The organism is Imperialibacter sp. EC-SDR9, from assembly GCF_902498805.1.
Taxonomy (GTDB): Bacteria; Bacteroidota; Bacteroidia; order Cytophagales; family Cyclobacteriaceae; genus Imperialibacter.
Genome location: NZ_LR701577.1, coordinates 241817 through 268428 on the forward strand (window position 1 = coordinate 241817; position 26612 = coordinate 268428).

The following is a 26612-nucleotide window of genomic DNA, read 5'->3' on the forward strand; positions in this document are numbered from 1 at the left end:
ATGTAGAACTTATTGATCTATATTTGTGTAAGGTATTCAGCAATTACAAAAATTATACATACAATGGGTAAAGCAATAGAAGTAACTGACGCTAATTTCGAGGAGATCATTAGCTCAGACAAACCCGTTCTGGTTGACTTTTGGGCAGAATGGTGTGGGCCTTGTAAAATGATTGGGCCAATCGTAGAGGAGCTGGCTGGTGATTTTGAAGGCAAAGCCGTTATCGCCAAAATGGACGTGGACATGAATCCACAGGTGCCGGCTAAGTTTGGCATCCGCAGCATCCCCACCCTTTTGGTTTTCAAAAATGGCCAGGTGGTTGACAAACAAATTGGTGCAGTGCCCAAGTCAGTTTTGAACCAGAAAATTCAAGCTCAGCTGGCTTAATCAGCTACTGAGTGAATAAAAATAGAGAGGCTACCTGAAAGGGTGGTCTTTTTTTTGCCCGGTGACATTCTTTTACACTCCGCCCAACAAATCTTTAGTTGACTGTCGCATGTCAACCCATTTTCTTTGTCAACGACACAATCAACACCCAATAACCGATCGGTCGGATTTATGCGCAAAACCATAATTACGTTCATTTTTGGACAACTTTTTTTCCTCGACGCAACCTCCCAGGAAGTCAACGATAAGAAAAACACCGGATTTCAGTCAAAGTATCAGCTCAGGATAGAGCGAGCCAAAGATCCTATCGTGCTTGACGGCGAACTCAACGAAAGTACCTGGCAAACCGCCGATGTAGCGACTGACTTCTGGATGAAATTTCCAAGAGACGACCAAAAAGCACCCCGGCAAACAGAAATGCGTGCTGCCTACGATGAGAAATTTCTGTACATAAGCGCCGTGTGCTACGACACCAGCTACTACGTGGTACAAACGCTTAAAAGGGATATCCGGTACTTTGATAGCGACGGCATCGCAGTGGTGCTTGACCCAGTCAATAAAAAAACCAACGGCTTCTTTTTTGGTGTAAGCCCCATGAACGTACAGGCCGAAGACCTGCTGGCCTCGAGCTCCAACAACCTCAATTTTAGCTGGGACAACAAATGGTTCTCAGAAGTAACCAGGCATGAAGACCGCTGGATAGTAGAAATGGCCATCCCGTTCAAAACACTTCGATTTGAAGCCAATAATGATGAGTGGGGCATCAACTTCATCCGCAACGATGTGAAAGCTAATCAATACCACGCCTGGACCAATATCCCAATCAACTTCGACGGCTATGATTTGGGCTATACCGGATCGATGGTATGGGACAAAGCCCCAGACCCTGTAAAAACCAACTTATCGGTGATCCCCTTTGTCACTGGAGGCATCAACAACAACCGGGAAGACGAAGTACCTGTCACCTCAGCTGACCTGGCGGGCGGTTTGGATGCGAAAATTGGCATTACCTCTTCCCTCAACCTGGACCTTACTGTATTGCCCGACTTCTCCCAGATTGAGGTCGACGTGCAACAAACCAACCTGACCCGTTTTAGTCTCAATTATCCTGAAAGGCGAACCTTCTTTCTGGAAAATGCAGATCTGTTTTCCGGTTTCGGTGGTGGCCCGAATCGTCCCTTTTTTTCCCGACGAATAGGGCTCGACGAAAATGCCCGGCCGATCCCCATCCTGGCAGGTGCCAGATTGAGTGGTAACCTCACACAGCGCATGCGAGTAGGCGTTATGAACATTCAAACCAGGGAAACAGACGACACCGAAGCACAGAATTACACAGCCGTCGCCGTTAACCAACGTGTTTTTAGCAGGTCGCTCATCAAAGGCTATTTTCATAACAGGCAAAGCTTTGTTGCTGGAGCGGGAACCGATAAAACCAATTATGGGCGAAATGGGGGGATTGGGTTCGACTACTCCAATATTCCGGGGTCCATAACGGGCACAGCCCTCGTAAGCGTATCTGAAAAGCCAGGTGCCGGTGTGTCTTATTCACAACACTATACCGCCGGGTATGACGACAGGCACTGGTCTCTGTTCGCAGACTATATCTCCGTTCCTACCGACTTTCATGCCGACATGGGCTTCATTCCGAGGTTAGAAAACTATGATGCGCTGCGAGACACTGTTATCAGATTGGGATTTGAACATATATACAGTCAGGCTAGCTATACCATCCGCCCCACCAATGGAGGCAACATCAATACCCATGAAATTCAAACGAGCACCAGTGTAGATTGGAATCCCGACTGGACACTGAATGAAAGATCTTCCTCCCTGGGCTATGAAATCAAGTTTAAAAATACATCTGGGATAGAAACAGAGCTGAGCAGCAACGACGTTCGGCTGCTTTTTCACACGGCTTTCATTGACGATACGCCGCTCCCACCCGACACTTATCAGTTCAGCCAATTCAATATTGCCTATGAGTCAGATGAACGAAAAAAGCTGGCTTTTTCGGTTGAGGCCGGTGCTGGTGGCTTCTATAACGGCGAAATTCAGCGATACCAAACAGAATTTACCTATCGGCTACAGCCCTGGGGCAACTTTTCACTTGGCTTCGAGCAAAACGAGCTGGCCTTTGCTGAAGGCTACGGCAGCGCAAGTATAAGCTTATTTAGCCAGCGATCAGAAATCAATTTTTCCAATAGTCTGTTCTGGATAACTTTCTTTCAGTACAACACCCAGAGAAACAACTTCAATATTAACAGCAGACTGCAATGGAGGTATAAGCCTATGTCTGACCTCTATTTGGTATACACCGACAACTACTTTGCAGATCCTTTCCTGAAGGCCAAAAGCAAGGCCATCGTGTTTAAGCTGAACTATTGGTTTACCCTTTAATGCTATTATTGAATCCCGTTAAATTTTCTACTATGAAAAAACTTTTCTCCAGCTCGATCAATGAAAACTATGTCTCACTTGGCCTCCTCGTTCTCAGGCTGTTTTCCGGCGCTTTTATGTTAACTCATGGCTTCGGTAAGTTCCAACGCCTGTTCTCCGGAGAGGAAATCCGCTTCATGGATTTCATGGGGCTTGGCTCAACCGTCTCCCTGTCTCTTGCTGTGTTTGCCGAATTTGTGTGTGCCATCCTCATTATGCTGGGCGCTGCCACCCGACTGGCTGCTATCCCTCTCATTGTAACGATGACAACAGCAGGCTTCGTAGCTCACGCCACAGACCCTTTTGGCACCAAGGAAAAGCCCTTTCTGTTCCTGATTATTTTCATCTCTCTGCTGATTATGGGGGGTGGCAAATACTCTGTAGATAAATTGATTAGTAAGTAGACTCGGCCGCCAACTGGTAGCCGAATAAGGCTCTGGCATCCTGAAAAAGTAAGTCAACGTCGATTTTACCAAATTTTGTTAGATGAAATGTATAATTTCACCGCAAAAAGCGAACTGAAATGAAGCTAACCGCACGAAACACCCACAGGGACATCGCCTATTTTTATATAGGCCTCATTATTGCCTTTTCTTTTTCAGGAATTTTCCTCAATCACCGAAGAGTGTGGCACCCGAGTCGGGTAAAGTATACTTCACAGGAAATTACAATGACTCCCGTCAGCGCCGAATCGATTAACGATGACTTCATCAAATCGTTTTCCGCAACTCAGTCCATAGATGACCAGCTTCGCAGGTACAGCATGGACGGAAATACCTTGAGAGTTTCCTACGCTAATCAAGACGTGACAATGGACGTGAGCACGGGCAACGGAAAGCTGGAAAAATACATGACCACACCGCTTCTCGGTCAAATGACCAAGCTTCATGTAGACACCAGTGACTTCTGGATCTACTACTCCGACATATTTGGGGTTGCCATGCTTGTCATAGCCTTCACCGGGATGTTTATTGTAAAAGGTGACAAAAGCTTCAGAAAAAGGGGATGGAAACTGGCTGCCATTGGGCTCGTTTTTCCTTTGATTTTTCTCTTCTTACTGGGTTAAAAATAACCTCTATATCATGAAAAAAGCCGCTCACAGCGGCTTTTTAGTTTTTTCAGAGGATCAGGTTAGTTGCCTTCCGCTACCACCAGAAACTCTACTCTTCTATTGAGCTCCCGCCCCTCCAACTCCTGGTCGTTACTAGCCATAGGCTTAGTTTCTCCATATCCCTTGGCGATGATCCGGCTGGCAGCAATACCTCTTCCGACAAGATGCTTTTTAATTGACTCCGCCCTGTTCTGCGAAATAACCATATTGATCTTCTCTCCGCCAAAATTATCAGTGTGACCAGCCACTTCAATTACGAGACTTTCATCTTTTCGCATTAAAGACAACACCTCATCCAACAGCGGTTGGTAGTCAGAAGAGAAATAGACTTTGGTATTTTCAAAATATACATTTGGTCTTACCAGCTTGCGGATAGCTTCTTTGTATTTGTGGCTATGAGTCTGACTATCACTGCCAGCGGCGGTGGTAGCGCTTGTCCCTGTGCTTCCGCTACCTGAGTTTTCAACCCCACCTTCATTGATCAGCGCCACAACTGCCTTTTCCTTACTGGCGATGAGGTAGTCTGTATCGGCCTGCTCAGGCATTTTTACATCGATATTGGTTACCGTAAACATCTCCTCCGTTTGCTCTCCCCCAATAACAAAGTTTCTGGTGAGTGTGGTTGCCAAACCACCCGACGCCTTAATCTGGAGGCTATTGTTGTAAATCATGTTTTCATCGACATCGAAAATCTCAGCCACGAAAATCTCGTCGGCAATAATCTCGTTTCCGTAGGCGCCAGACTCCCCCGTAAAACTGGTGAACGACTCATCGTAATAGCTCGAAGGGTGGAATTTGATCTGGCAGTCGACGCACGGCATACCTGTGACCCCGTCAGTGATCACACCCTTTATGTTGACCTTCTCAATGGCCCAGAAGTAATAGATATCGAAAGCTCCCATACCGTGTATGCGATCCGATGAAAAATATCCTTCCTCACCATCCACCTTCATTTTAAAGTTCAACTCATTATCAGGGGAGTTAATTGGAAACCCCATATTCACTGGTGCTCCCCACGTCTTCGTGGCTTCGTTAAATGTTGAACTAAACACATCGTATCCCCCAACAAACCCAATCCGGTCTGAGCTGAAATACAGGGTATTTCCGTCGGCACTCAAATAGGGGCTAAGCTCATTAAAAGTGGAGTTTACGCTTCCTGGCAGTAATGTTGGCTCACTCCATTTCGCTGTTGCAGGATCTTTTAGTGACTCAAAAAGGTCAAAATCCTTGCCTTTCTTTCCATCGTTGGAAGCAAATATTACCCGGTTCTCTTTGGGATTGATAAAAAAATGAGAATGAACGTGGGCGTTAGACAACATGGCGTCAAACTCGGCTGGGACTGTCCACTGGCCGTTTTTTTGCTCACTATAAAAGAGGCGCCCTCCCTTTTTTCTGTCAAAAACAAACAGCTTTCCGTCTTCATTCACCACTTCCAGGTTGGCATTTTCATACTCAAAGTCTCCCAGCAACGGAATTTGTGTCGGCTTTTCCCAAGTGGACTCTCCAAACTTAGTATGATACACCCTGTATACATCTTCTTTGCCTTCGCTGGAGCGTGAGGAAAGAAACAGTAACTCATCGTTACCACTAAAAAATACCGGAGAAAGGTCGTTTTGCTCAGAGTTGACACCTGGAACGAGCCTAATCTCGAAATCATCAGGATTCCTCAGGTATTTCAGGAGCCATTCCGCATCAGTAAAGAAACGCTTGGTCTCATCTACTATCTCCTCACTCTTCTTTGCTCTCAGGTCCAAAAAGATCTGGAAATGCTTAATGGCATGCTGGGCATCATAGTTTCCAAAATAAATTCTACCCAGCCAGTATGAAAAGAACTTGTCCTTTTTCCCCTGAATATCGTCCAATTCTAATAATTCATCTATTGGCTTGCCTCTGCCATCGGTAAGGAAGTGACTAATGAGATAGTGGTACTTTGCTTTGGTTTGTTTGGGGTCTATTTCTAGTATCTCTTTGTACTTTTCCCGAGCCAAAACGAAGTTCTCCTGATAAAAAATCTTTTCCGCATCACGAAGCATTCTATCTACGTTTTGAGCAGAGGCGGTAAAACACGTGGCTATTAGTACAAAAAACAGAAACAATCGAGGCATGGTGTCGAACTAAGGGTCTTGTTGAACAATCACTCGTTTTGTGATTGTTCCAAGTCAATTACATAAATAATACAATAAGATAATGCTGCCGATTGCCAGGCAATCACTTGCATGCCAAGTGAAACCCCACCAAACTAGCTGGTTTTGAGCTAAAAAAACCATTGTTCGGAGCAATCCGGCCTTCTCAGTTGCCTACATCCCTAGTTGGTGAAACTATAAAATATCTTTCAATAATGAAAAACGCCGAAATATAACATTACTAACACATACATAGCAACTTATCGGCCAATTGAGGCGATAAAATCTATTTTGAAATACCAATATTCATTTCTAAACATCATTTCATTACCCCCCAAATATCGATAAAAGCCTACCAATCGTCTAAAGGTTACTCTGCCTCGGAGCATCTCCAATTACATTTGATCATCCATAAAACGACAAAACCATGAAAAGTAAACTTTTGATTATTGACGACAACGAAATGATGCGGAGCTTTCTTAAGCATATACTGGCGAACAACTTCGACGCCGAGGTGGTAAGCAGTGGCGAAGAGGCTTTGGAAGTTTTACACGACAAGGCCCGCACCCCGGAACTCATCCTGGCCGATTTCGACCTGGATGGAATGAATGGCCTCGAACTTCTGATATACCTGAAATCATCTGCCGTTTACAAGCAGGTGCCTGTAGTAATTCTGTCTGGTAAAGGAAATAGCAACAACAGGATCAACTGCCTGAAAGCAGGCGCATCTGATTTTATCACCAAGCCTTTCAACCCGGTTGAGCTTCAAGTGAAAATTCAAGGCATATTAGAGACAAACAGAACCAAACAACCTGCCTGATACCATGGAAATTGCAGCGATAGGTAAGAGACTTTTGAGCGTGACGAACGAACTGGTGGCCAACGGCTTGCATGCCTCGTGGCATTCGTCGGTGGATAGTGCCAGTTCACAGGCCCTGCTTCTGATTGAAGCAGAAGAGGACATCGAAAAGCAAGTGCAGGCCCTAAGCCTGGAACAGAGCGAAAAAAACCTTCACAACAAAATGGTGCTTGTGGCAATGGACGATGTTCAGGTGCTCCCCACTCTTCAGCTGCCTCCGTTTATTATCGACATTGTACAATACAAAAAAGATTCGAACAACTTTTCAACCATTGTGCGAACCCTTGTTCGCATGACCGCTGAAAGGAAGACGGAAAAAAAGCAGGCAACAGTATTCAAGATGCCTTTGTCAAAAAGACTTTTCGATATTTTCGTCTCCTCCTTCATCATTCTCATGATCAGCCCCATTCTTATTCTGGTGGCTATTCTCATCAAGCTGGAATCCAAAGGACCGATTGTCTATCAATCGCCCAGGGTAGGCACAGGCTATAAAATATTCCCCTTTTACAAGTTCCGCTCCATGAGGCCCGATGCTGACAAGCTGCTGGAAAACATGAAGCACTTGAATCATTACGCCCAGGACGATAAAGCCGTAGAGGATCCTACTACAAAAATTGACGGTGTTGATCAAAGTATCGCCTTTGACGACGAGAACGTTTTGATTGGTGACGACTACTGGGTGGAAGAGCCGAAGTTCGCTGCCTTCAAGCAAAAAGAAGAAAAAAACTCGTTTGTTAAAATCAACAATGACCCCAGAATTACCCGGGTTGGCAAAATTATCCGCAACTCAAGCATAGACGAATTGCCGCAGCTTTTCAATGTACTGCTGGGGCATATGTCAATCGTTGGCAACCGTCCCCTCCCCTTGTATGAAGCTGAGAAGCTTACTTCCGACGACTGGTCGAAACGATTTATGGCACCAGCCGGCATCACCGGCCTTTGGCAGGTAACAGAGAGAGGCAAAAAGGCCACGTCTGAAGACAGCCGCAAACGCCTGGATATTGAATATGCAGAGAACTATTCTCTGTGGATGGATATAAAAATTTTAGTTAAAACGCCTCTTGCAGCCTTCCAGCACGAGAACGTATAAATACCCTTATGAAAATTAAAGCTATGAGAATTAAAAGTATCGATGTAATTACCTTTCTGTTTGGAGCAACCCTGCTGACGGGTTGTGTCAAAGAGTTTGACGGTGGCCCAGGCAATTCGTCAGCGAACAGCTACGACCTGGACTTTTCGAATGTGACTACAAAGGCCATTCGCATCAAACTAACAGATGAGGAAGGCACTCCGCATAAAGGAGTTAAGATTACGCTCTGGGACAAGTCGCCTCTCGACAATGGAGTGATCATCCTGAAGGGCTTTACCGATCAAACCGGCAATTTTGAAACTGAGTACAGCATGCCCAACACCTTTACAGAGGTAGTTATGGAACTGTCTTACCTTGGCCTTCCTGACTTCCTGGTGATTCCCGTCGAGCGCTTTAACGGGCAGGTGACCGTTGCCGGATTTGAGCATGACTTTGATTATTTAGCGGACGAACTAGTGCCGAATCAAAGTGTGCAGGATGGCACTGCGGTGGATAATTCAGGTGGAAGAATGGCAGCAGCAACACTAACAGCCCTAGGATCCTTTAGAAAGGATGGAAAGCCTGACTATCTGCTTCAGAAAGACAAAATTAAACATAGAGCCCTAGAGTTTATCAATGCTTCTCTGCCGGAAAGGCAGCCAGTACCATCCTACCATCCCGGTTATCTGGCTGAAGGTACAGAAACCAACCTCAATGTGACATCGGAGGCCGATGTGTGGATGACCTTCGTGACTGAAGGTGCAGGGTTCTTAAACACTTTGGGTTTTTACACTTACCCCACTGGCAATCCTCCCTCAGAGCCAAGTGACATCGAGACACTCTATATCGGCTTTCCAAATGCCTCTCTTCACGGGTCAGGTGGGCCATTGAAGTCCGGCGACAAAATTCACCTCGGAACATTTAATTCAGGAACGTCTATTGGGTTTGTGCTGATAGCCGATGGATTCGATAGCTCAACCTCTACAATAAAAGAGAACGCCAACAGGTACTACTCACATAGCCGCCTCAACCCTGAAGCTGATGCTTCATTGAAACAACACACTGTCACGCTTTATGACGAGGAAAATGAGCTTTTTGTCATTGGTTTTGAAGACTTGAATAGAGCAACCGGAAGCGACGACGATTTCAACGACGCTGTTTTCTATATCACCTCCAATCCGATTACAGCCATCAGCACCGAAAATGTGAAACCCATCGACAAGCCCGGCGACGACGACGGAGATGGTGTCAGCAATGTTTACGACGAGTTTCCTGATGACCCGGCGTATGCCTATAAATACGACTATCCTTCATCGGAGTCATACGGCACCTTTACCTTCGAAGACAGGTGGCCTGGCTATGGCGACTACGACTTCAACGATTTTGTAGTAGACTATCGGTTCACACAATTCGCTGACGCCAACAATAAAATCACTAACCTGAAATCAGAATTTGTGATCAAGGCCATTGGAGCAAGCTATCAGAATGGGTTTGGGTTTTCGACCAAAATAGCTTCCAGCCTGGTTGCAAGCGTAACCGGCAGCGAACTTCATGGCTCAGTTGTTACACTAAGTGCCAATGGCACCGAACAGGGCCAATCAAAAGCCACAATTATTGTGTCAGACAAGGTTCATGGAGGTTTTCCAACCACGGGTATTATCAATACCATACAAGCCAACAGCTTTGTGGCTCCCGACACCATCCGAAATCTGGTCACCTTTACAAGACCTGTTACCTTTGCCGAGTTGGGGTCAGCGCCATACAACCCATTTCTGTTCATCAATCAGGAAAGAGGACGTGAAGTGCACATGCCAGGCTATGAACCAACTGACCTCGCTGATCACAGCTATTTTGGAACGGAAAATGACAATTCGGATCCTTCCAGAGGCATCTACTACAGGTCAAAAGAAGAGCTGCCATGGGCGATGAACCTTCCTATGACCTTCGACTACCCGGTAGAAGGTGGAGACGTGAGAGAGGGCTACCTGAACCTTAACCAGTGGGCCAGAAGCTCAGGCTTCAGCTTTATGGACTGGTACATGGACAAACCGGGATACCGGGACACGAGCAAGCTTTACAAAAAGAAATAAAGATACATTTTTTAAATATTCATGGTTTATGGCGTGAAAGGGAGGCTATTGGCTTCCCTTTCTCTTTCGACAGCCCTGCAAAGGATGCCAAAAAGATCTTACGCCTGTTTTTGTAGTCCACCTCCTCCACTTTCCCCCATTTCCAATTATCGCCGGATTCTGTCATTAACCGGCTCACCCCCTCCAAACATCTAATAAATCCCGTCCAGGGAGTGCTGTGCTATAGATTTGTATTATCAAATAAACTAGTTATGCGCCTATTCATCTTTATATGTTTGCTCTCACCCCTGACGGTTTTCGCTCAGCAAGAGATTGACGTGGCTAGGGAAATCGAGCTGGTTGAGGTGCTTCTTACTAACGAAGCGGCGATCGACAGTCTGGTCGATCTGGCACTTGTCAATTCTTACTACCTCAAAAGCTTTGACGCCGAACTCGCCCAGCAGTACGAAAATGTGAAGCAGGAAAAAAACAAGTGGCTTTCTACCTTCAGAATGGGCATCAACTTTTTCTCGCTGAACACTTCAGTAGATGGCCAAAACCAGTCGGTAACTACAGCCGGGGTACTCCCCAACCTTGGGGTGACGCTTAGTATTGACCCTGAAAAATTCATCAATCGTGGTAGCTACATAAGAAAAGCGGAATACAATATTGTGCGAGCCGAAAACTCCTTAAAAAATCAACGAAAGGCTGTTCGCTCCCAGGTAATCGACATTTTCTACACTTATCTGGAAGCACTAGGCATTGCGCAGCTAAGAATCTCTGCCAACCAAACGCAAAGTGAGCAGGTGACCCTGGTAACAGAGCGATTCAGAAAAGGTGAGGCAGGCATGGAAGAAGTGCTGCTTATTCAGAATGGAATGAACCTCACCCAGGAAGCAGTCCTCAAATCTGAACTGGCAGTAAGGAAAATTCGCCGACAAATTTCAATCATGATCTCAGATACTGAAGCTGCATCTGCCACTTCAGAACAATAAAACCATGGACCAACTAATAGCAATACTCAGAACATTAATGAAGCACTGGCTTAAGCTTGTGCTTGTGCCTGGGCTAACTATGGCGTTGATCATCTACATGACGGCCAATGGCCAAAAGACTTACAAAACAGAAGCGAAACTCTACCTCAACCTACAGGAAAGCAAAAGCACCAGTCTTACAGACGAGGACATGAAGCAGTACCAAATCCACACGGTATTCCAAAACATTGTGGAACTGCTGAAGTCAAAAAAACCTATAGAAAGGGTAAGGATCAAAGCAGTAAGAAAAGGTCTTGAAGGCGGAAATATTTTTTCCGTTGGGAATGAAAACCTTGTTGCGAACAAAGAGGAAGTACTGAAACGTCTCGATGAAATGGAGCATAACAATGAGCAGCTTCGTCCGAAGCAGTTTCCTGACACGCTCATCGCCAGCTACCTTGACTTCCATCAGCTACAGATTGAAAGACTGAAGGATATTGTGATGTCGTACCGCATCATGGACAGCAACTTCATGAAGTTTGAGCTCTCAGAGCATATCCCTGAAAAGACACAAATAATAGCTAACCTGTTTATTGAGGCCCTGATCGATGAAAACCGTGAGATTGCCAAAAACAAAATCAAGAGTCATAAGGACTTGATTGAAGGGCTAGTGAACAAAGCAAAAGCAGATCTTGATGAAAAAATCAAGAAACTCGAAAACTTCAAAGTAGAAAACAGCATCATCAACCTTGGCGAGCATACCAAAGCCATAGTGGTGTATCTGGTGCAGCTGGAGGGCACCCGGGCCAACCTGATGGCCAAGGTTAGCTCCTCAGCAAAAGGCAAGTCAGAAGTACTGAGCACTGTGGCCGCAGGTAACGCTCTGTCGCTTGATCTGACTACCAACGCTGAAATTGTGCAGCTAAAGGAAGACCTGAAGAGGCTTAACCGTCAGGTCCTTACTACTAGTCTGGAAGAGAACAATGCTGTAGCCCTGGCGCAGGTGAAAAGCAATGTGGAAACCACAAGAAAAGCCATCAATGCGAAACTCATAGAGCTGACCGGTAAGAGCCCCTACGACCCAAGCAGGATACAGCTTGAGTTGGCCAGCAAGTACCTCAACTATGACCTTGACACAGAAATCAATGCCGACGTGTTGAGCATCATTGAAAATGAAATCCAAAGGGTGACCGGGTATTCTAAAAAATTCGCTCCGTTTGAGTCCACCATAGTGGCATTGGAGCAAGAGATAAGCACGGCACAAAACGTGTATCTGGTGTTGCTGAACAAGCTCAACCTGACCCAAACCATGGAGTCAAGCTCTGGTGAGAATATGATAGAGGTGATTGACCCTCCATATCTTCCCACTAAGCCGGAGCCTTCAAAAAGGCCTGTTATAGTGGCAGCCGGTGGTATCGCAGTTTTCGTGCTAATGGCAGCTGTGTTCATTATCATTCAGTTGCTCGACGCATCCATCATCAGTGTGGAGAAATTTGAGAGAAGTTCATCGCTGCCAGTCATTGGTGCCCTCCCAAGAATAACAGCGAAGGAAAAAGACAAAAAGCTAGCCAAAGCACTTCAACTCATACATCAGCAACAAATACTACAGTTGTTGCAAATGATCATGAGCAAATGCTTCGACGATGAGGGCATACTGATGCTAACCTCCAGCCAGGCAGGTGAAGGCAAACACTACGTCGCACTGGAGCTTCAGTCGCTGCTGGAAGGCTCTGGGAAAAAGGTGGCCTTTGTTGACGCTGACTGGATGAACGAAAACACCTATGAGTCTCTCATTGATTTCAAGCCCTTAGTGGAAAACAATGGTTTAATAAAAAACAGAACCAAAATTGTAGAGTCGCTAGATAAGATGAAAACCGAAAACGACCTCGTCGTGCTGATCACCTCCCCTATCAACATCAGCGCTGAGGCAGGCTTCTGGATGGAACTCTCCAAACACGTGCTATACATATTCAGCGCTAATCGCATCATCACCAAAGTTGATCAGCGAGTCGAGAAGATGCTATTGGAGTCCAGGTTGCAGTTCCTGGGTACGTTGCTCAACAAAGTAGATGTTGAGAACATGGAAGACTACCTGGGTGAAATACCCAAGAAAAGAACCTTCATCAGGAGGATCACCAAGAAATTGATAACAAGAGACTTTTAGAAATAATGACAGCTATGCAGTTTATAATGTACCCAATCGCCTTCTTCCTGCTCTTTTATAGCCTTTACTGGCTGGCGCTCGTCGTATTGGGATATGCCAACCCCAAGGCAATGGAAGAAAATAAAAACCCGACCAACCCACACCTGCTGCTTGTGCTACCGGCCTACAAGCCTGGCCCCATTTTCAAGGAAGTACTTAACTCCATTGAAACAGCTATCAAGGCAAGAAAGAACATCCACGTTTATGTATTGCTCCAGGAAGCTGACAGCGAATACGCCGATTTTGTGAAATCAAAGGGCTTCTTTATCGAGGAGAAGAGCTTCGGACACCTGGGAGGCAATTCCTATCAGCATGCACTGCGACACATTACCAGTACTATTCACTGCGAATGCGACAAAGGTACCTGGTGCCCTGAATTTCTTATGCTGGTGGACAAAGACAACCTGCTCGACGAAGACTATTTCAACAATATTCCTGAATCACTTTACGATAGCTACGATATCATACAGGGCAAACGATCGTCTTTGTCGGTAAACAACTCGGTTGCTTTCTTCGACAATACCACGGAAGCGCTAAACGATACCATGTTCCGCAAGGCGAAACAAAATATGGGGCTTATGATCGAAATCAGTGGCAGCGGTGCGTTAATTGAAGCTGAGCTGTTTTCAGAGGCCATCAACAGCCTGGATCCCAGGGCTCCTGGCTTCGATAAAAATTTCATGGTACAGCTGCTGAGCCACAAGCGAGATGTGCGTACCATCTACTGGCCCAGCAGCGAGCTCTATGAGGAAAAGACCTCGGCCCTTGAAGCACACAACCCACAGCGCCTGAGATGGTTTGGTGAGCAGTACTACAATGCACTTTATCATGGCAAAACGCTACTGAAAGCCGCATTCACCCAAAGAAGACTGGCAGCTTTCGACTATCTCATCACACTTTGGAGGCCACCAAGGTCTATTCAGGTGGTGATCACGCCAATGGTGGCGGCTTTGGAAATCGGATGGTATGCCTATTTTGGCAGCTGGCCTTTGCACTTGCCATTGTTTACCGCATCGGCGGTCGTTCTTGGACTGGCTGTGGCTTTGTTTCTCATTAGCCAGAAAGTGCTGGGAACCGCATTAAAGCATGGCCTTCAGCTTCCAAAATTGGCTTTCAACAACCTTTTCAATGCTGCAAAAAGTGTCAAGAAGGAAAACCAGGGCAAGTTTATCCACACAACTCACAAACTTTAAGAAGTTGCCTTTCAGGAGGCAACTCATACCAGATAAATGAAAAACCTCTCTCCATCTTCAGGAACTATTCTTGGCCGGTTTATCCGGGGTGAGGGAGGTATTCCTCCATGGATGCAGTGGGTGCTCTGGCTTTGTCTTGTGCCCGTCGTTGCCCAACTAATGGTGGCGAAAGGCATTATCGTGGCCTTAGGCATTATTGTGGTCGTAGTAGCACTGCCAATTGGCGTATCTGCCCTTTGGAAAACGGAAATCGGCATCTATATCATGCTGGGGCTGGCCTTTTTTGTCAGCATCCCCAACAGGCTCTTTGAAGGCATTCCCATGGGTATTTTGCTTGACGTGGTGATCGTTACGATGCTGGTGGGTGTGCTCTACCGAAGCACCTATAACAAAGATTGGAGTACCTTTTCAAGTCCGTTCGGCATTTCTATTTTGCTATGGGCGGGTATGAATGTTTTTGAGCTATTCAATCCGATGGCGGCTTCACGACAAGCCTGGTTCTTTGTGATAAGGCCAGCCGTGGGTTATCTCATGCTGTTTTTCCTTACTTATGACATGCTCACCACGCCCAAAAAGATGTACAGGTTACTGTTTGTCATCCTTGGGCTTTCATTGTTTTCGGCCAGCTGGGGAATCTGGCAGGCCAACTTCGGCTATTTTAGCTGGGAGTACAATTACGTGGTTAGGCACGACGTCATGCACCTTGTTTTTAACTACGGCCGCTGGAGAGCGATAGGCAGTATTGGATCTCCCGCCCAGTTTGGAATATTGATGGCTTTCATTTCCATGCTTTGTGTGGCACTGCTCACAGCCTTCAAAGGCACATTCACCAGGCTCTTTCTTTTGGCTACCTTTCTTGCCACCCTGATGGGTATGGTATACTCCGGCACCAGGTCTGCCTATGTCATCATTCCCATATTCTACTTTGCGTGGGTGGTGCTTTCAAGAAACAAGAAACTCTACTACTCAGTAATTTTTGCCGGTGCACTGATGGTAACGGTGGCCGTAATGCCTACCAACAACTACCACATCCAGCGCATACAAAGCACCTTCAAAGCTTCTGAGGACGCCTCCTACCAGACCCGGGCACGCAACAAGGCAATTATCTTCCCCTGGATACTTAAACACCCCATTGGTGGTGGCCTGGGCTCCACGGGGGTTTGGGGACAACGCTTCTCTCCCGGCACCTTTCTGGCCAACTTCCCCCCTGACTCAGGTTTGATCCGTGTGGCCGTAGAGCTGGGCTGGATAGGCTTGCTTTTCTTTCTCAATGTGTATTACAATATCCTCGTAAAAGGCACCTTCCTTTTCTGGAAAATGAAGAATAAACGCTACAAAGCGATTGTTTCCGGTATGATCTGCGCCATAGCCCCGCTACTCGTCGTGGAATGGGGACAGGAGGTCGTAGGCGTTTTTCCAATGAGCGTACTTTTCTGGCTATTTGCCGCCATTATGTTTCGATCCATCGATTTTGACCAGAAAGAGCAGGCCGAGCAAGCTAAATTTGAATCATAATTCAATGAAAGGCTTACTTGCTAATGATTTCATTCAGAAACAAAATATGGTCACTACTAAACAACGGGATTGAGTTCGCCCTGGGCATAGGCCTGGTCGCAGCCATCACCCGGATGTATAGTACCGAAGACACGGGAGCCTGGTTCCTGTTCATCGCCATATTTGCCATGGCAGGCAGCCTCAGAGATGCCCTCATTCAGTCGGCCATGGTGAAAAGCACCGCTGGCATTACTGGTAGCTCAGCCCATAGCTCGCTAAAGACCAACCTGACCGTGATGCTTTCTTTCGAACTCATCACCAGCCTCATTATTGTTGCGATAAGCTTTTTCCTGAGCACTACGCTGGGGAAGTTTATGCTTTTCTACCCACTATATGCCGTTCCGAATGCATGGTTTCGCTGGCAGGTTTTTTTCCTGAGAAGCCAATTGCAGATCAAAGAGATATTTATTACTAATCTACTTAACCTTTGCACCATTATCGTTTTGTTCGTTCTACTCTACCTGAACAAAGCGGAAGTCATTTACCTGGTGCCCACCATGGGAGCCGGGAGCATAGCGGGTGGCATTTTCGCCTCTTTCTTCCTTCCATACAGGCAAATAGTGCGGGCCACTACGGCAAAGGAAAACCTAAAGCTGATCCGTCATTTTGGCCTTTTTGCTATGCTGCGGGAAGCTACTTCGGCGGTATCCTCAAGGATAAGTTTGTTTTACTCAAGTGCTCTGTTAAGCCTGCAGCAAACGGCTTTCCTGGGTGTGTCGCAACGCTTTTCCCAAATCGCTCTTTTGCCCAACAACGCCTTCCAGTCTATTCTTTTCCCTAGCCTGGTGATGCATGTGAACAAAGGCGACCTGAAAGCAGCCAAACACACATTCGAAGATTCTATTGCCCAGCTTCTGGCCTTCACCATTCCTTTTGCAATAACTGGCGTTTTCTTATCGCCTTTTATTCTGGAATTGGTGAGTGGTCCAGAATACAGACAATCCTGGTCCATACTAGCCATTTACCTTCTGCTGGCTACCATCATAACGCCTTTTGGCGCAGCCTTTGGAAGCATGGTGACTGCCATGGGAAAACCTCAAATGGCATTCCGCATTGTGCTGGTTAACAGCATATTGAATATCGGCATTGGCTACTTGCTCATGAGCAACATGGGCCTGATGGGAGCCCCGCTTTCTATGGCCATTACTGAGCTGGGAGGATTTATCTGGATTGGCACAATACTCAAAAAAGAGGCTGACATCAGCATCGTTTCCACATTTGCAAAAATTCCTGGTGTCTACTTGAGAAGTACCGGAAAAGTGCTGGGGCTAATGAAAAAGCCAGAAACTCCATTAAAAGCGGCGGAGGTGATCAAATGAAGAAGCTAATAACAACTGTTGAATACGCCGCCTTCACTCTAAGACATAAAAGATTTTAGCTATGGATATTTCAGTAATAATTGCGACATACAACAGAAAGGATTCTCTAAAAGAAACCCTGGATGCTCTTAGCCGCCAGGACTTCTGCCATCTTTCTTACGAGGTAATTGTGATCAACGATGGCTCCACCGACGGAACGGCTGAATTGCTCGAGGAGTACGCTGTTTTCGGTACCATCGGCCTACGGTTCTTCAATCAACAAAATCAGGGGCCGGCTGCTGCAAGAAATCTGGGGATTCAGTATGCAAAAGGAAAAATAATTGCCTTCACTGACGACGACTGCATCCCTTCCCAAAACTGGTTATGTACGATTGATGCTCAATTTAAGAATAGCAACATAGTGGGCTTGCAGGGAAGCACTTTTACTGACAAGGACAAAATCACACCTCTTACTCACCAGATAGATAATACGGAGGGCAACAAAAGCGTTCCTACTTGTAACGCTGCCTACCTAAAGAGTGCTCTTGACGCCATTGGCGGATTCGATACGGAATTTCCTTTTCCGCACAACGAAGACGCTGACCTGGCCTGGAGAATACAGAAAAACGGAGAGATTGGATTCTGCGCTGATATGCTTGTATATCACCCACCCCGCATGGATACCTTCACGAAGGTTTCCAAAAGGATGAAGATCATGGAGAGTGAATTCCGACTGTTTTATAAAGACCCCGAAAGCTACCGGAAAAACAGAGGCACCTCACCCTGGCAAATCATCTACTGGGAGGTAATGGTAAAGACACAATGGTATTACTTCAAAACAAGGTTTAAGTACCTGAAAAGACCGAAGCTGATGTTTCAGGGATTGGCCCTGACTTTCATCTGGTGGTGGGACCTGATCAGGTTTTATCCAAAGTTTTGGAATGCCAATAAAGTACACAAGAAAATGTTTTGAGTGGTTTTAGAGTAGGTTTAGGGAAAAGGCACCTCATTTTGAGCGTGCCTTTTTTATTTTGAATTTCGTATCTTGATGCTGCAATGCTCACATATAATGCTGAGATATAATGTTGAGATACTTTTTTTATTCCCTGCTTACTGTATTTTTTCTGTTTGGTTTTAACTGCCGTTCGCAGCCTAAGTGGACAGTGCTGGAGGAGCTCAATGGCATCACGCTTTATGAGTCAAATGAGAGGTGTGATACCCTCAGAAACTTCATGGCAACCTTTACCGTGCCAGCCAGCGTTAAAACATGCGTCAACATCCTGTATAATACTGAATTTCATACCGACTTCATGGATGGAATGAAGAGCAGCGAGCTTGTGAGGTACCACCACGAAAAGTCGCTTGTATTCTATCAAGTGATCGATTTGCCGTGGCCGATTCCTAACAGAGACATGGTGACAAGGGCCACTTTCAACCATACGCCCGACTTCAACACGGTCACGGTGAACCTCCGGTCATCGCCAGGCGAAAAAGAAGCTACCTCTATGACCAGGGTAAATGTACCTGAACGGGAATGGAGCTTTTCCAAAAATGGGGAGCTCTCCACCCATGTGACTTATACCTATCATACCAATCCCACCCATTTTCCCTCAATGCTGGAAGACACTTTCACTATTGACGGGCCTATGAAAATGATGAGCCGGTTCAAAGAAGTGGCCACTAAAGAAAGCCGCACGCCCGTAAATTTGGTTTGGATCAGGGATTGAAAGGCCTTGGCAGGATGGGGCTGCACCGCCATCCTTTTCTCATTACACCCTTTCAGGGCTTTGATTTCAGACATCACATGGCAACACCGTACAAGGCCGTCGACACTGGGTTCGTCAGGTGTCGGCACGGCCAAATAGCCACCCTGAAAGAGCCGTCAGACACCGGCTTTTTAGGATCAATCTGTATTTCTAGGGATTGAATGTTTTGTTTGTGGTTAAATAAAAAAGCAAAACTGGTTCAATGCGTCCCGCCCGGCAGGGCTTCTCCAGTCGGATAGGCTTGGACCTTTTGCTTTTTTATGACTACTCGGGATTTTGGGCTTAAAGTGTAATTTCCCAGATTTTCCGGTTGATCCGCTTTTTACCGATATCCGTTTTATCTTCACCATTGCCAACCCCTTAAGAGCAGGGCTTCATGGCCACAAAGGCACGAAGACACCAAGGATACACAATATTGCCGAAGCTTTAGCGAAGGTGGGTCGTCTGACTAAGCTTTAGCGTAGGCGGGATTGTCCCTGGATTTACCCTCACGCCGTGCTACTCATACCTCAGCGAATCCATAATTAACCCATCGTTTTAACCAAACATCCATTCAAAACCTTAAATTGCGTTGCAAAGAGATCAGCAGGTTATTTGAGGTCATCATCATTAGCCGCAATAAGAAAGACTAATGTCTCCAAAAGAAGAAATATCAACCTCTACTCAAAAGAAAACCCGAATCACCATCCTGGATTCATTCGAACAGATGAACGAATCTGACATCCAGGAAATGGCTGCGACCTCTCCATATGAGCGAATCAAAAACACGGTTGACTTAACACTGAGGGCTTATGGGGTCACAAGGGCCCAGCTTTCGAAAAGGGGGCGTGCTACGAGGGTTGAGATCACCAGGAACGAATGAATCTTTTTGTAGAGTCACATCAAAAGTTACTCATACAGCTTACAAAGGCTGAGGTAGATTTCATCATTATAGGCGGCTATTCAGTCATTTTTCACGGGTATGCGAGAACAACCGGCGATATTGACATTTGGCTGAAGCCCGACAATGCAAATAAAGCCAGGCTGCTACAGGCACTCAGATCGTGCGGCATCGAAGAGGACTCTCTTGAAGAACTCAACGAAATAGATTTCGCTCAAACAGTTTTTTTTAAGATTGGTGAAGTACCGGAGCGGATTGATTTTCTTACCAAAATCAACCTCGTTGATTACGAGACGGCGAATAAAGAAAAAGTATTAGCTAATTTGGGTAAGATAACGATTCCCTTTCTGCACCTCAACCACCTGATCTTGTCAAAATTGAATACCGGACGACCTCAGGATCAGGCAGATATAGAAATGCTTCAAAAGATTCAAAAGAATAAGAAAAGCTAACTCATGTCATTTCAAGCATACATCGACAATATCAAAAGCAAAACGGGCAAGAATCCAGAAGACTTCAAGAAACAGCTGGAAGGCGAAGGCCTGCTGTCGCCCGATATGAAGGCCACCGAGCTCGTTGCCTGGCTGAAACAGCGCTATGACCTGGGTCACGGGCACTCCATGGCGATATGGGCTGTATTCAAATCGGAAGGTTGGGTGGCTCCAACGAAGAAATAAGAAAAAGGCCGACATCCGGCCCTTTCCTTTTCAATCTAAGAAATCAGACTTTTGGAGACGTCCAACTACAGGAGGTATCAGACTCTCGGACTGTCTGACTGTCCGATTGTCCAACTCGTTTCACTTTCAAACTCCTCACTCTCTCACTTTCTCATTCATACCTCAAACTATCCGACGGATTGGCCGTCGCAGCTCTCATTGTCTGCATGCCCACCATTGCAAACGCCAGCACCACAAAGAACACCGATGGCAGCAGATAGGTTAGCACACCCGGTGTGATATGGTATTCGAAGTTGGCCAGCCACTCTCCCACAGCGTAGATGCTTAGGGGTACCGTCACGGCTATGGCAATACCTACCATCACCACAAACTGCCGGCTCAGCAGCCCTAGAATGCCCTGATTGCTCGCTCCCAGCACCTTGCGGATGCCTATCTCCTTGGTACGGCGCTGTACCTCAATGGCTGCCAATCCCAACAGGCCAATGCATGAAATCATAATCGCCAGCACCGAAAACACTCTGAAAATTTTGAACATGCTGTACTCCTCCTTATACAGCTCATTGATCCGATCGTCCAGAAAGCGGTAATGGAAGATACTGGCAGGTGCTACCTCCTGCACAAAGTTTTCGAGGTAGGCCACGGTCTGCGGTACGTTCTCTGCGTTGATTTCTACCAGCATATAACCTGTCCACCATGGTTTAAATTCGATGACCAGGGGTTCTACTTCCCTGTGCAGGGAGTAATAGTTGATGTCGCCAATCATACCGACGATTGGTCCTCTTTCGTTCCTTGTCTCTTGCTCTGCCATCTCCCCCACGGGGTTTTCCACACCCCACATGTCAGCGAGCTTTTTGTTGATGATGTAAACACCCCCTGTGTCGGCTTTCGGCTGAAATGTGCGCCCCGACAGCAGCTCGATGTCCAGGGTGCTGAGAAAGCCCTCATCTACCCGCAAAACATTGACCGATGGGTAGTCCGCATCCGGATCCATGGAGGCCAGGCGGAAACCCTCCACGCTGAGCTGATCACCCATCAGGTTCGACGACAGGCTTACGTCCTCAATGGCCGGATTTTCCTTCAGCCGGGCAAACAGGCTCTCCCTGTTTTCCACCAGCTGCTCTTTCATTTTGCCGTAGGTTTTCACCGCCACCACATGGCTGGCGGAAAAGCCCAGGTCTTTGTCTCTTACAAAGTTCATTTGCTCCGTTACCGCCACCGTGCTGATGATGATAAACAGCGACAGTACAAACTGAAACACCACCAATCCCTTGCGGAAACCCGACACGCCGCTCGTGCGGGCATCCCGCTTGGCGGAAAGGGCTTTTGTTGCCGTAAAGCCTGATACAACCAGCGCAGGATACGCCCCCGCCAGCAGACCAATCAGCAACACAATGCCCGCCACAAAGGCCAGGTATTTCAGCTCCAGCAGTTGCAGGGCCTCAATGCCTGAGCCCGCCAGCGAATTGTAAAACGGCATGGCGACAGCGCAAAGCACCAAAGCTACGAGCGCCGACAGCGCCGACGTAAGCATGCTCTCTCCAAGGAACTGCTGCAATAGCTGTCCCCGTTTGGCACCCATCACCTTGCGCATGCCTATCTCCTTGATGCGACGCATAGAAATGGTGACGAAGATATTGACGAAGTTGACGCAAGCGATGATAGTAATGAACACGGCCAGCGTGATAAAAATATAGATATAAGTGGCACTGGAATTTGGCCCCATTTCCTGAATTTTGTTCGACTGCAGGTGGATGTCGGTGAGTGGCATGAGCTCATAAAAAAAATCACCTGCTTTCACCTCCGTCAGCCTTTCATCTGGAATCTGGCGGTAGTCGACCTGGAAATCGAACATTTTGGCCATGGCACTTTGTGCTTGCTGCTCATTGTCAAAGAGTACATAGGTGTAAAGAGCCATCCAGCCCTTGCTATTGTACCAGTCAGGGCTCACGGCGTTTTCAAACGTAGCCATGGATACCAGTAGCTCCGCTTTGATATGAGAATTGGCAGGCAAGTCTTTGATCACACCGGTCACTTCAAACTCCGAGTCCTCGTTGAGAGTGATGGTTTGCCCCACAGGGTTCTCAGAGCCAAACAACTTGCTTGCCAGCGACTCGGTAAGTAAAGCGGTGGCAGGTCTGGAAAGGGCACCTTCCGGGGTACCAAAGACAAATTGATAGTCGAACATACCAATGGCAGACTGGTCGGCGAAGTAGGCATAGTCGATGCCTATGTATTTCTCGTCCACATTGATCACATTCAGCTCCCCACCCAGTCCGGCAAAGCGGCAGAATTGATCTGCTTCCGGCATATAGGCTGCAAAGGCCTCACCCAAAGTAGGCGACGACTTGGCCCAGGTGGTGGCGGCCAGGCGGTAGATATTATCATGTTTCGGATAAGCCTTTTCGTAGCTCAGCTCCTTGTCGACATGCAGGAAGATCATGAGGCTGACGGCGATACCGACAGACAATCCGACAATATTGGCCATGGTATACAGCTTCTGCCTGGCCATGTTGCGGCCAGCGATTTTGAGGTAATGGGCGATCATAGTCATTTGATTAGTCTTTATTTGAGTTTTCCTTATTCGTGCGTTGTACATCCTCAGGAACATAAGCCCGTTGACTACATACAGCCAATTAGCCTTCCTCGCTCCTTTTTCCTCCAGCCAGCGGTCGAACAGTTCGAGCAAATCGCCACGGATTTCATTGGCGTACTGCTGACTGCAATACCAGTCGAGCAGGCGATTGATCCATTTAGGTGGTTGTTGTTGTTTCATGCTTTTTATTTTCCCGCAGGCTCATTTTTTTTGTGTCTCGCAAATCCCCGTGAGGGGGAAACGTCAAGGCGCAAAGCTTGTTCTCATCGGTCTTCTCTCTCCTCCTTGTCCGCCGAAGCCAATGAGTCTCCTGGCGAATTTCTTTTGTAACCAATTTTGTTCCCGGCTGTGTCTTCACACCGGGCTTTCACACTTCTCAAGGATGGGGCTCCACCGCCATCCTTTTCTTATTACGCCCCTTCAGGGGCGCCCGGCTTAGGGGTGCCCGGCTCAGGGCTTGAATCATAGGTGTCGGCACGGCCAACTAGCCACCTTGAAAGAGCCGTCAGACACCGAGTGTTACCGTTATCGTCTCCTTGCCTTCACTATTTCCAACTCCTCAACGGTGGGTCTTCATCGCCACAAAGGCACGAAGCCACCAAGGCTGCACAATATTCTTTACCCGCCGAAGCTTTAGCGTAGGCGGGTCGTCCGCCGAAGCCTCTGGCGTAGACTTCACTTCCGTCTCCCGTCTTCAAACTTCCGTCTCCTCACTTCCGTCTTCCGTCTCCTCACTTACTTACCATTCCCTCACTCTCAAATTCCTCTTCTATCAACCCGCCGGCTGACGGCTGACTGCCCACTTGCCATCCCAGCCGTACCGACGCCTGCGCTACTATCTCCCGTCTTCCTTGCCCGCCGAAGCTTTAGCGTAGGCGGGCCGTCTCTTCACTCTCTTACTATTTACCGATTACTACTTACTGTTTATTACTTCCCCTCCCAAATCACCTTCGGTATATCCCTCCACATCCCGTTCCTTAGCTCCCTGGCCTCGTTGATTACATTCTTACCATAAGCTGTTAACTCGAAAAGTCTCTTGGTACGCCCTCCTCTCTCCTCAGTGGCCCCACCCATTTCTGATTGCAGGAAACCTTTCTCCTGCAGCCGGATCAGCGTGGAGTGCACTGTGCTGATGGTAGCCGAGCGACCGGTACGGTTTTCTATTTCATCTTTGATAGACAGGCCATAGGCCTCTGGGTACAGCACCCCTACCGCCAGCAGGCAGAGCTCTTCAAATTCTCCTATGGAAGTTCCTTTCATAACACTCGTTTACGAACAAAGGTAATTATTAGTTTCGGTTTTGCCGATGTAATATAAAGAGAATAATAGTGTAGCGTGTCATATAACACGTACAAAAGGAGCATATTGATCAGTTCTGTCAATATCAAAGCTATTGAATATAGGGTCAAAATATTTGATGTATAGAGGAAAAATTATATGTTTATACTTACCATACTATTCATTGAGCTTAAAAAAAAAATTCTACTTCAAAGATAGCTGATAAAAAAACTTCATGAAGGAAGAAATTACTCCCATTTACCAAGATTTTTTTGTTATGACTGAAGCGAAACTGGAAAAACTAGAGAACCAAATCAAACAAGAGCAACAAAGCGTAAGCTATGATATTAGAGAATTTACAATTGAGTATTACGTCGATAAATATCTAAAGGGAATTGAAAAAGACGACAATGAAATTTACGTACCAGACTATCAGCGTGAATTTATTTGGGACTATGGAAGACAGTCTAGATTTATCGAATCAATATTCTTGGGATTGCCAATCCCATTGATATTTGTTGCGGAAATTGAAGAAACGGGAAGGCTGGAGATAGTAGATGGTTCTCAAAGAATACGAACACTTGCAGCCTATGTGCAAAATGATCTAAAAATTCAAAATCTAAAAAAACTAAGCGAACTCAACGGACTGAATTTTGAGCATCTAAAACCCGCCAGACAGAGAATATTTAAGAACAGCTCACTTAGAATGATCGTTCTTAGCACAAAGGCGACGCCAGAAGTACGAAATGACATGTTTGGCCGAATCAACACAAGTAGTGTTCCCTTGGTTGGGATGGAAACAAGGAGAGGCGTTTTTAGAGGCCCTTTTACCGACTTCATAACAGAAATGGCAGCCCTTAAGTTATTTAAAAAGCTCTGCCCAATTGACTTCCATTTTAAGGATCGTCGAGAGGACGAAGAGTTAATTCTTAGGTTCTTCGCCTTCGCAGATACTTATCCACACTTCAAAATCGGAGGAACAGACCTTGATCGGACAGGAGTAGCCAACTTTCTTGACCGATATTACGAACTAAAAAATTCTGAACTGACGAAAGATGATCTGGAAAAAAGGAAAGACGTTCTAGTTAAAGTGCTGAAGTTCGTAGAAAGGACATTCCCTGAGAGAGGGTTTGGAAAATACAAAAACTCTCAGTCTACCTCGAGATCATACTTCGAAGCAATAGCTGTGGGTGCCTTACTTGCCCTAAGAAAAAAGCCGGACTTAGTAATATCGGATATCTCATGGTCTCACTTGGATAAAAGGAATCCTAATGAGTTGTTTAAAGCGCTATCAGGAAAGTATCATACCCACAGACCCGCAAGTATAAGAGAGAGACTAGAGTTAGTTAGGGACAAACTTCTAGAAAATGCACAACATTGAAGCTGATTTTGAAGAGCGTGTTGACGAGGTAAATCAGTATTTTTCCTTCATGGTGTCAATAAATCAAATCGACACACATCGAAAGGTTTCTTCTCCAGAGTCAGATACTCTAAGATCTTTAGTGAATAGAGATGTTCAAAAAATCATGAGATCTCAGTGCTTCTTGATGCTCTACAATTTAGTTGAAGCAACTTTTAGGTTCGGAATCCAGAGAATACAGGATGCTATAAACGATGAACAAATAAGCTTCGATCAATTAACTGTTAAGTATCAGAACCTATATTTGTTCGGCATTTCAAGCAAGTATTCTGAACAGTCAAACAAAAAAACAATAACCTACTCTTTAAAACAATTGCTGGAAGATATAAACAATAACTCTATCAAATTTCTGGACGAAATTAGTAATACTTCGGGGAACGTTGACTTCAGGTTTATGGAAGAACAAAAGAAGCTTTTCGGAGTAATAAGCAAAAAAGCTCTTTCAGACTCAGAAAATCTTAAAAAGGGAATGCTAAAGATCAAAAGGGAAAGGAATCTCTTAGCTCATGGGAATAAAAGCTTTAAAAAAGCTGCAGAAATGTTAACATCTACTGAGCTAACAGTGTATAAAGATTTGGTTATTGAATATCTAACAATCTACATTGAATCTGTAAACTCATTTGTCTTGAACAAGACGTTTTTAAAAAAATAGCAACCACTCCTCGAGTTTCCCTCAACATCTAAACTAGTCAGACCAGATCTCCGCTCTTCAAATCCATCGC

General features: G+C 46.1%; 22 protein-coding genes. 19 read left to right on the forward strand and 3 right to left on the reverse strand.

The annotated features are described in order from the left end of the window. Positions 1-63: 63 nt before the first annotated feature. The 4 genes from trxA to GC130_RS06725 all read left to right on the forward strand — a co-directional run bounded on the left by trxA (position 64) and on the right by GC130_RS06725 (position 3889). Complete coding sequence (trxA, locus tag GC130_RS06710) at positions 64-387, forward strand: thioredoxin (RefSeq protein ID WP_151997507.1); 324 nt, start codon at positions 64-66, stop codon at positions 385-387. 171 nt (positions 388-558) lie between these two features. Further along, on the forward strand, positions 559-2784 hold the full coding sequence (locus GC130_RS06715; RefSeq protein WP_151997508.1) for a carbohydrate binding family 9 domain-containing protein: 2226 nt from the start codon (positions 559-561) through the stop codon (positions 2782-2784). A 32-nt stretch (positions 2785-2816) separates the two neighbouring features. Then, entirely contained in the window at positions 2817-3227 is a 411-nt protein-coding gene (locus GC130_RS06720) for a DoxX family protein (RefSeq protein WP_151997509.1), read from the forward strand. A gap of 119 nt (positions 3228-3346) precedes the next feature. Next, positions 3347-3889 carry a PepSY-associated TM helix domain-containing protein gene (locus GC130_RS06725; RefSeq protein ID WP_151997510.1) on the forward strand — a complete coding sequence of 181 codons (543 nt, stop codon included), beginning with the start codon at positions 3347-3349 and terminating at the stop codon, positions 3887-3889. Positions 3890-3954: 65 nt separating this feature from the next. Here GC130_RS06725 and GC130_RS06730 read toward each other — a convergent pair whose 3' ends face one another. Then, positions 3955-5967: an OmpA family protein gene (locus tag GC130_RS06730; RefSeq protein ID WP_193217791.1), complete on the reverse strand. Its 2013-nt coding sequence runs from the start codon at positions 5965-5967 to the stop codon at positions 3955-3957. Positions 5968-6484: 517 nt separating this feature from the next. Between GC130_RS06730 and GC130_RS06735 the strand changes: the two genes are divergently transcribed. From GC130_RS06735 to GC130_RS06795, 13 genes are all read left to right on the forward strand, one after another. Next, the gene (locus GC130_RS06735) at positions 6485-6877 is read left to right on the forward strand and encodes a PleD family two-component system response regulator (RefSeq protein ID WP_151997512.1); all 393 of its coding nucleotides are present in this window, start codon (positions 6485-6487) and stop codon (positions 6875-6877) included. 4 nt (positions 6878-6881) lie between these two features. Continuing rightward, positions 6882-8006 (forward strand): sugar transferase, encoded by a 1125-nt coding sequence (locus tag GC130_RS06740; RefSeq protein WP_151997513.1) that lies wholly within the window; start codon positions 6882-6884, stop codon positions 8004-8006. 23 nt (positions 8007-8029) lie between these two features. Then, positions 8030-10075, forward strand: a complete 2046-nt coding sequence (locus GC130_RS06745; RefSeq protein ID WP_193217792.1) for an LruC domain-containing protein — start codon at positions 8030-8032, stop codon at positions 10073-10075. 251 nt (positions 10076-10326) lie between these two features. Continuing rightward, on the forward strand, positions 10327-11049 hold the full coding sequence (locus tag GC130_RS06750; RefSeq protein ID WP_151997515.1) for a TolC family protein: 723 nt from the start codon (positions 10327-10329) through the stop codon (positions 11047-11049). 4 nt (positions 11050-11053) lie between these two features. After that, a complete protein-coding gene (locus GC130_RS06755) occupies positions 11054-13192 on the forward strand; it encodes a hypothetical protein (RefSeq protein ID WP_151997516.1) in 2139 nt (712 codons plus the stop codon). A gap of 14 nt (positions 13193-13206) precedes the next feature. Then, positions 13207-14424: a glycosyltransferase family 2 protein gene (locus GC130_RS06760; RefSeq protein WP_193217793.1), complete on the forward strand. Its 1218-nt coding sequence runs from the start codon at positions 13207-13209 to the stop codon at positions 14422-14424. Between the two features lie 36 nt (positions 14425-14460). Further along, positions 14461-15939 carry an O-antigen ligase gene (locus GC130_RS06765; RefSeq protein ID WP_151997518.1) on the forward strand — a complete coding sequence of 493 codons (1479 nt, stop codon included), beginning with the start codon at positions 14461-14463 and terminating at the stop codon, positions 15937-15939. Between the two features lie 23 nt (positions 15940-15962). After that, positions 15963-17297: a lipopolysaccharide biosynthesis protein gene (locus tag GC130_RS06770; RefSeq protein WP_151997519.1), complete on the forward strand. Its 1335-nt coding sequence runs from the start codon at positions 15963-15965 to the stop codon at positions 17295-17297. A 61-nt stretch (positions 17298-17358) separates the two neighbouring features. Beyond that, entirely contained in the window at positions 17359-18249 is an 891-nt protein-coding gene (locus tag GC130_RS06775) for a glycosyltransferase family 2 protein (protein ID WP_151997520.1), read from the forward strand. Positions 18250-18358: 109 nt separating this feature from the next. Beyond that, positions 18359-19003: a hypothetical protein gene (locus tag GC130_RS06780; RefSeq protein WP_151997521.1), complete on the forward strand. Its 645-nt coding sequence runs from the start codon at positions 18359-18361 to the stop codon at positions 19001-19003. 670 nt (positions 19004-19673) lie between these two features. After that, entirely contained in the window at positions 19674-19904 is a 231-nt protein-coding gene (locus GC130_RS06785; RefSeq protein WP_151997522.1) for a hypothetical protein, read from the forward strand. Further along, positions 19901-20374 carry a nucleotidyltransferase gene (locus GC130_RS06790; RefSeq protein WP_151997523.1) on the forward strand — a complete coding sequence of 158 codons (474 nt, stop codon included), beginning with the start codon at positions 19901-19903 and terminating at the stop codon, positions 20372-20374. Before GC130_RS06785 ends, GC130_RS06790 begins: the two co-directional genes overlap by 4 nt. 3 nt (positions 20375-20377) lie before the next feature. Beyond that, positions 20378-20599, forward strand: coding sequence for a DUF4287 domain-containing protein (locus tag GC130_RS06795; RefSeq protein ID WP_151997524.1), 222 nt, complete (start codon positions 20378-20380; stop codon positions 20597-20599). 151 nt (positions 20600-20750) lie between these two features. Here the strand turns inward: GC130_RS06795 and GC130_RS06800 are convergent, their stop codons facing one another. Further along, complete coding sequence (locus GC130_RS06800; protein WP_151997525.1) at positions 20751-23372, reverse strand: ABC transporter permease; 2622 nt, start codon at positions 23370-23372, stop codon at positions 20751-20753. A 747-nt stretch (positions 23373-24119) separates the two neighbouring features. Further along, positions 24120-24452, reverse strand: a complete 333-nt coding sequence (locus GC130_RS06805) for a PadR family transcriptional regulator (protein WP_151997526.1) — start codon at positions 24450-24452, stop codon at positions 24120-24122. A gap of 253 nt (positions 24453-24705) precedes the next feature. Between GC130_RS06805 and GC130_RS06810 the strand changes: the two genes are divergently transcribed. Beyond that, positions 24706-25851, forward strand: a complete 1146-nt coding sequence (locus GC130_RS06810) for a DUF262 domain-containing protein (RefSeq protein WP_201568349.1) — start codon at positions 24706-24708, stop codon at positions 25849-25851. After that, entirely contained in the window at positions 25838-26542 is a 705-nt protein-coding gene (locus GC130_RS06815; RefSeq protein WP_151997527.1) for an MAE_28990/MAE_18760 family HEPN-like nuclease, read from the forward strand. The genes GC130_RS06810 and GC130_RS06815 overlap by 14 nt, the downstream gene beginning before the upstream one ends. The last annotated feature ends 70 nt before the right edge of the window (positions 26543-26612 follow it).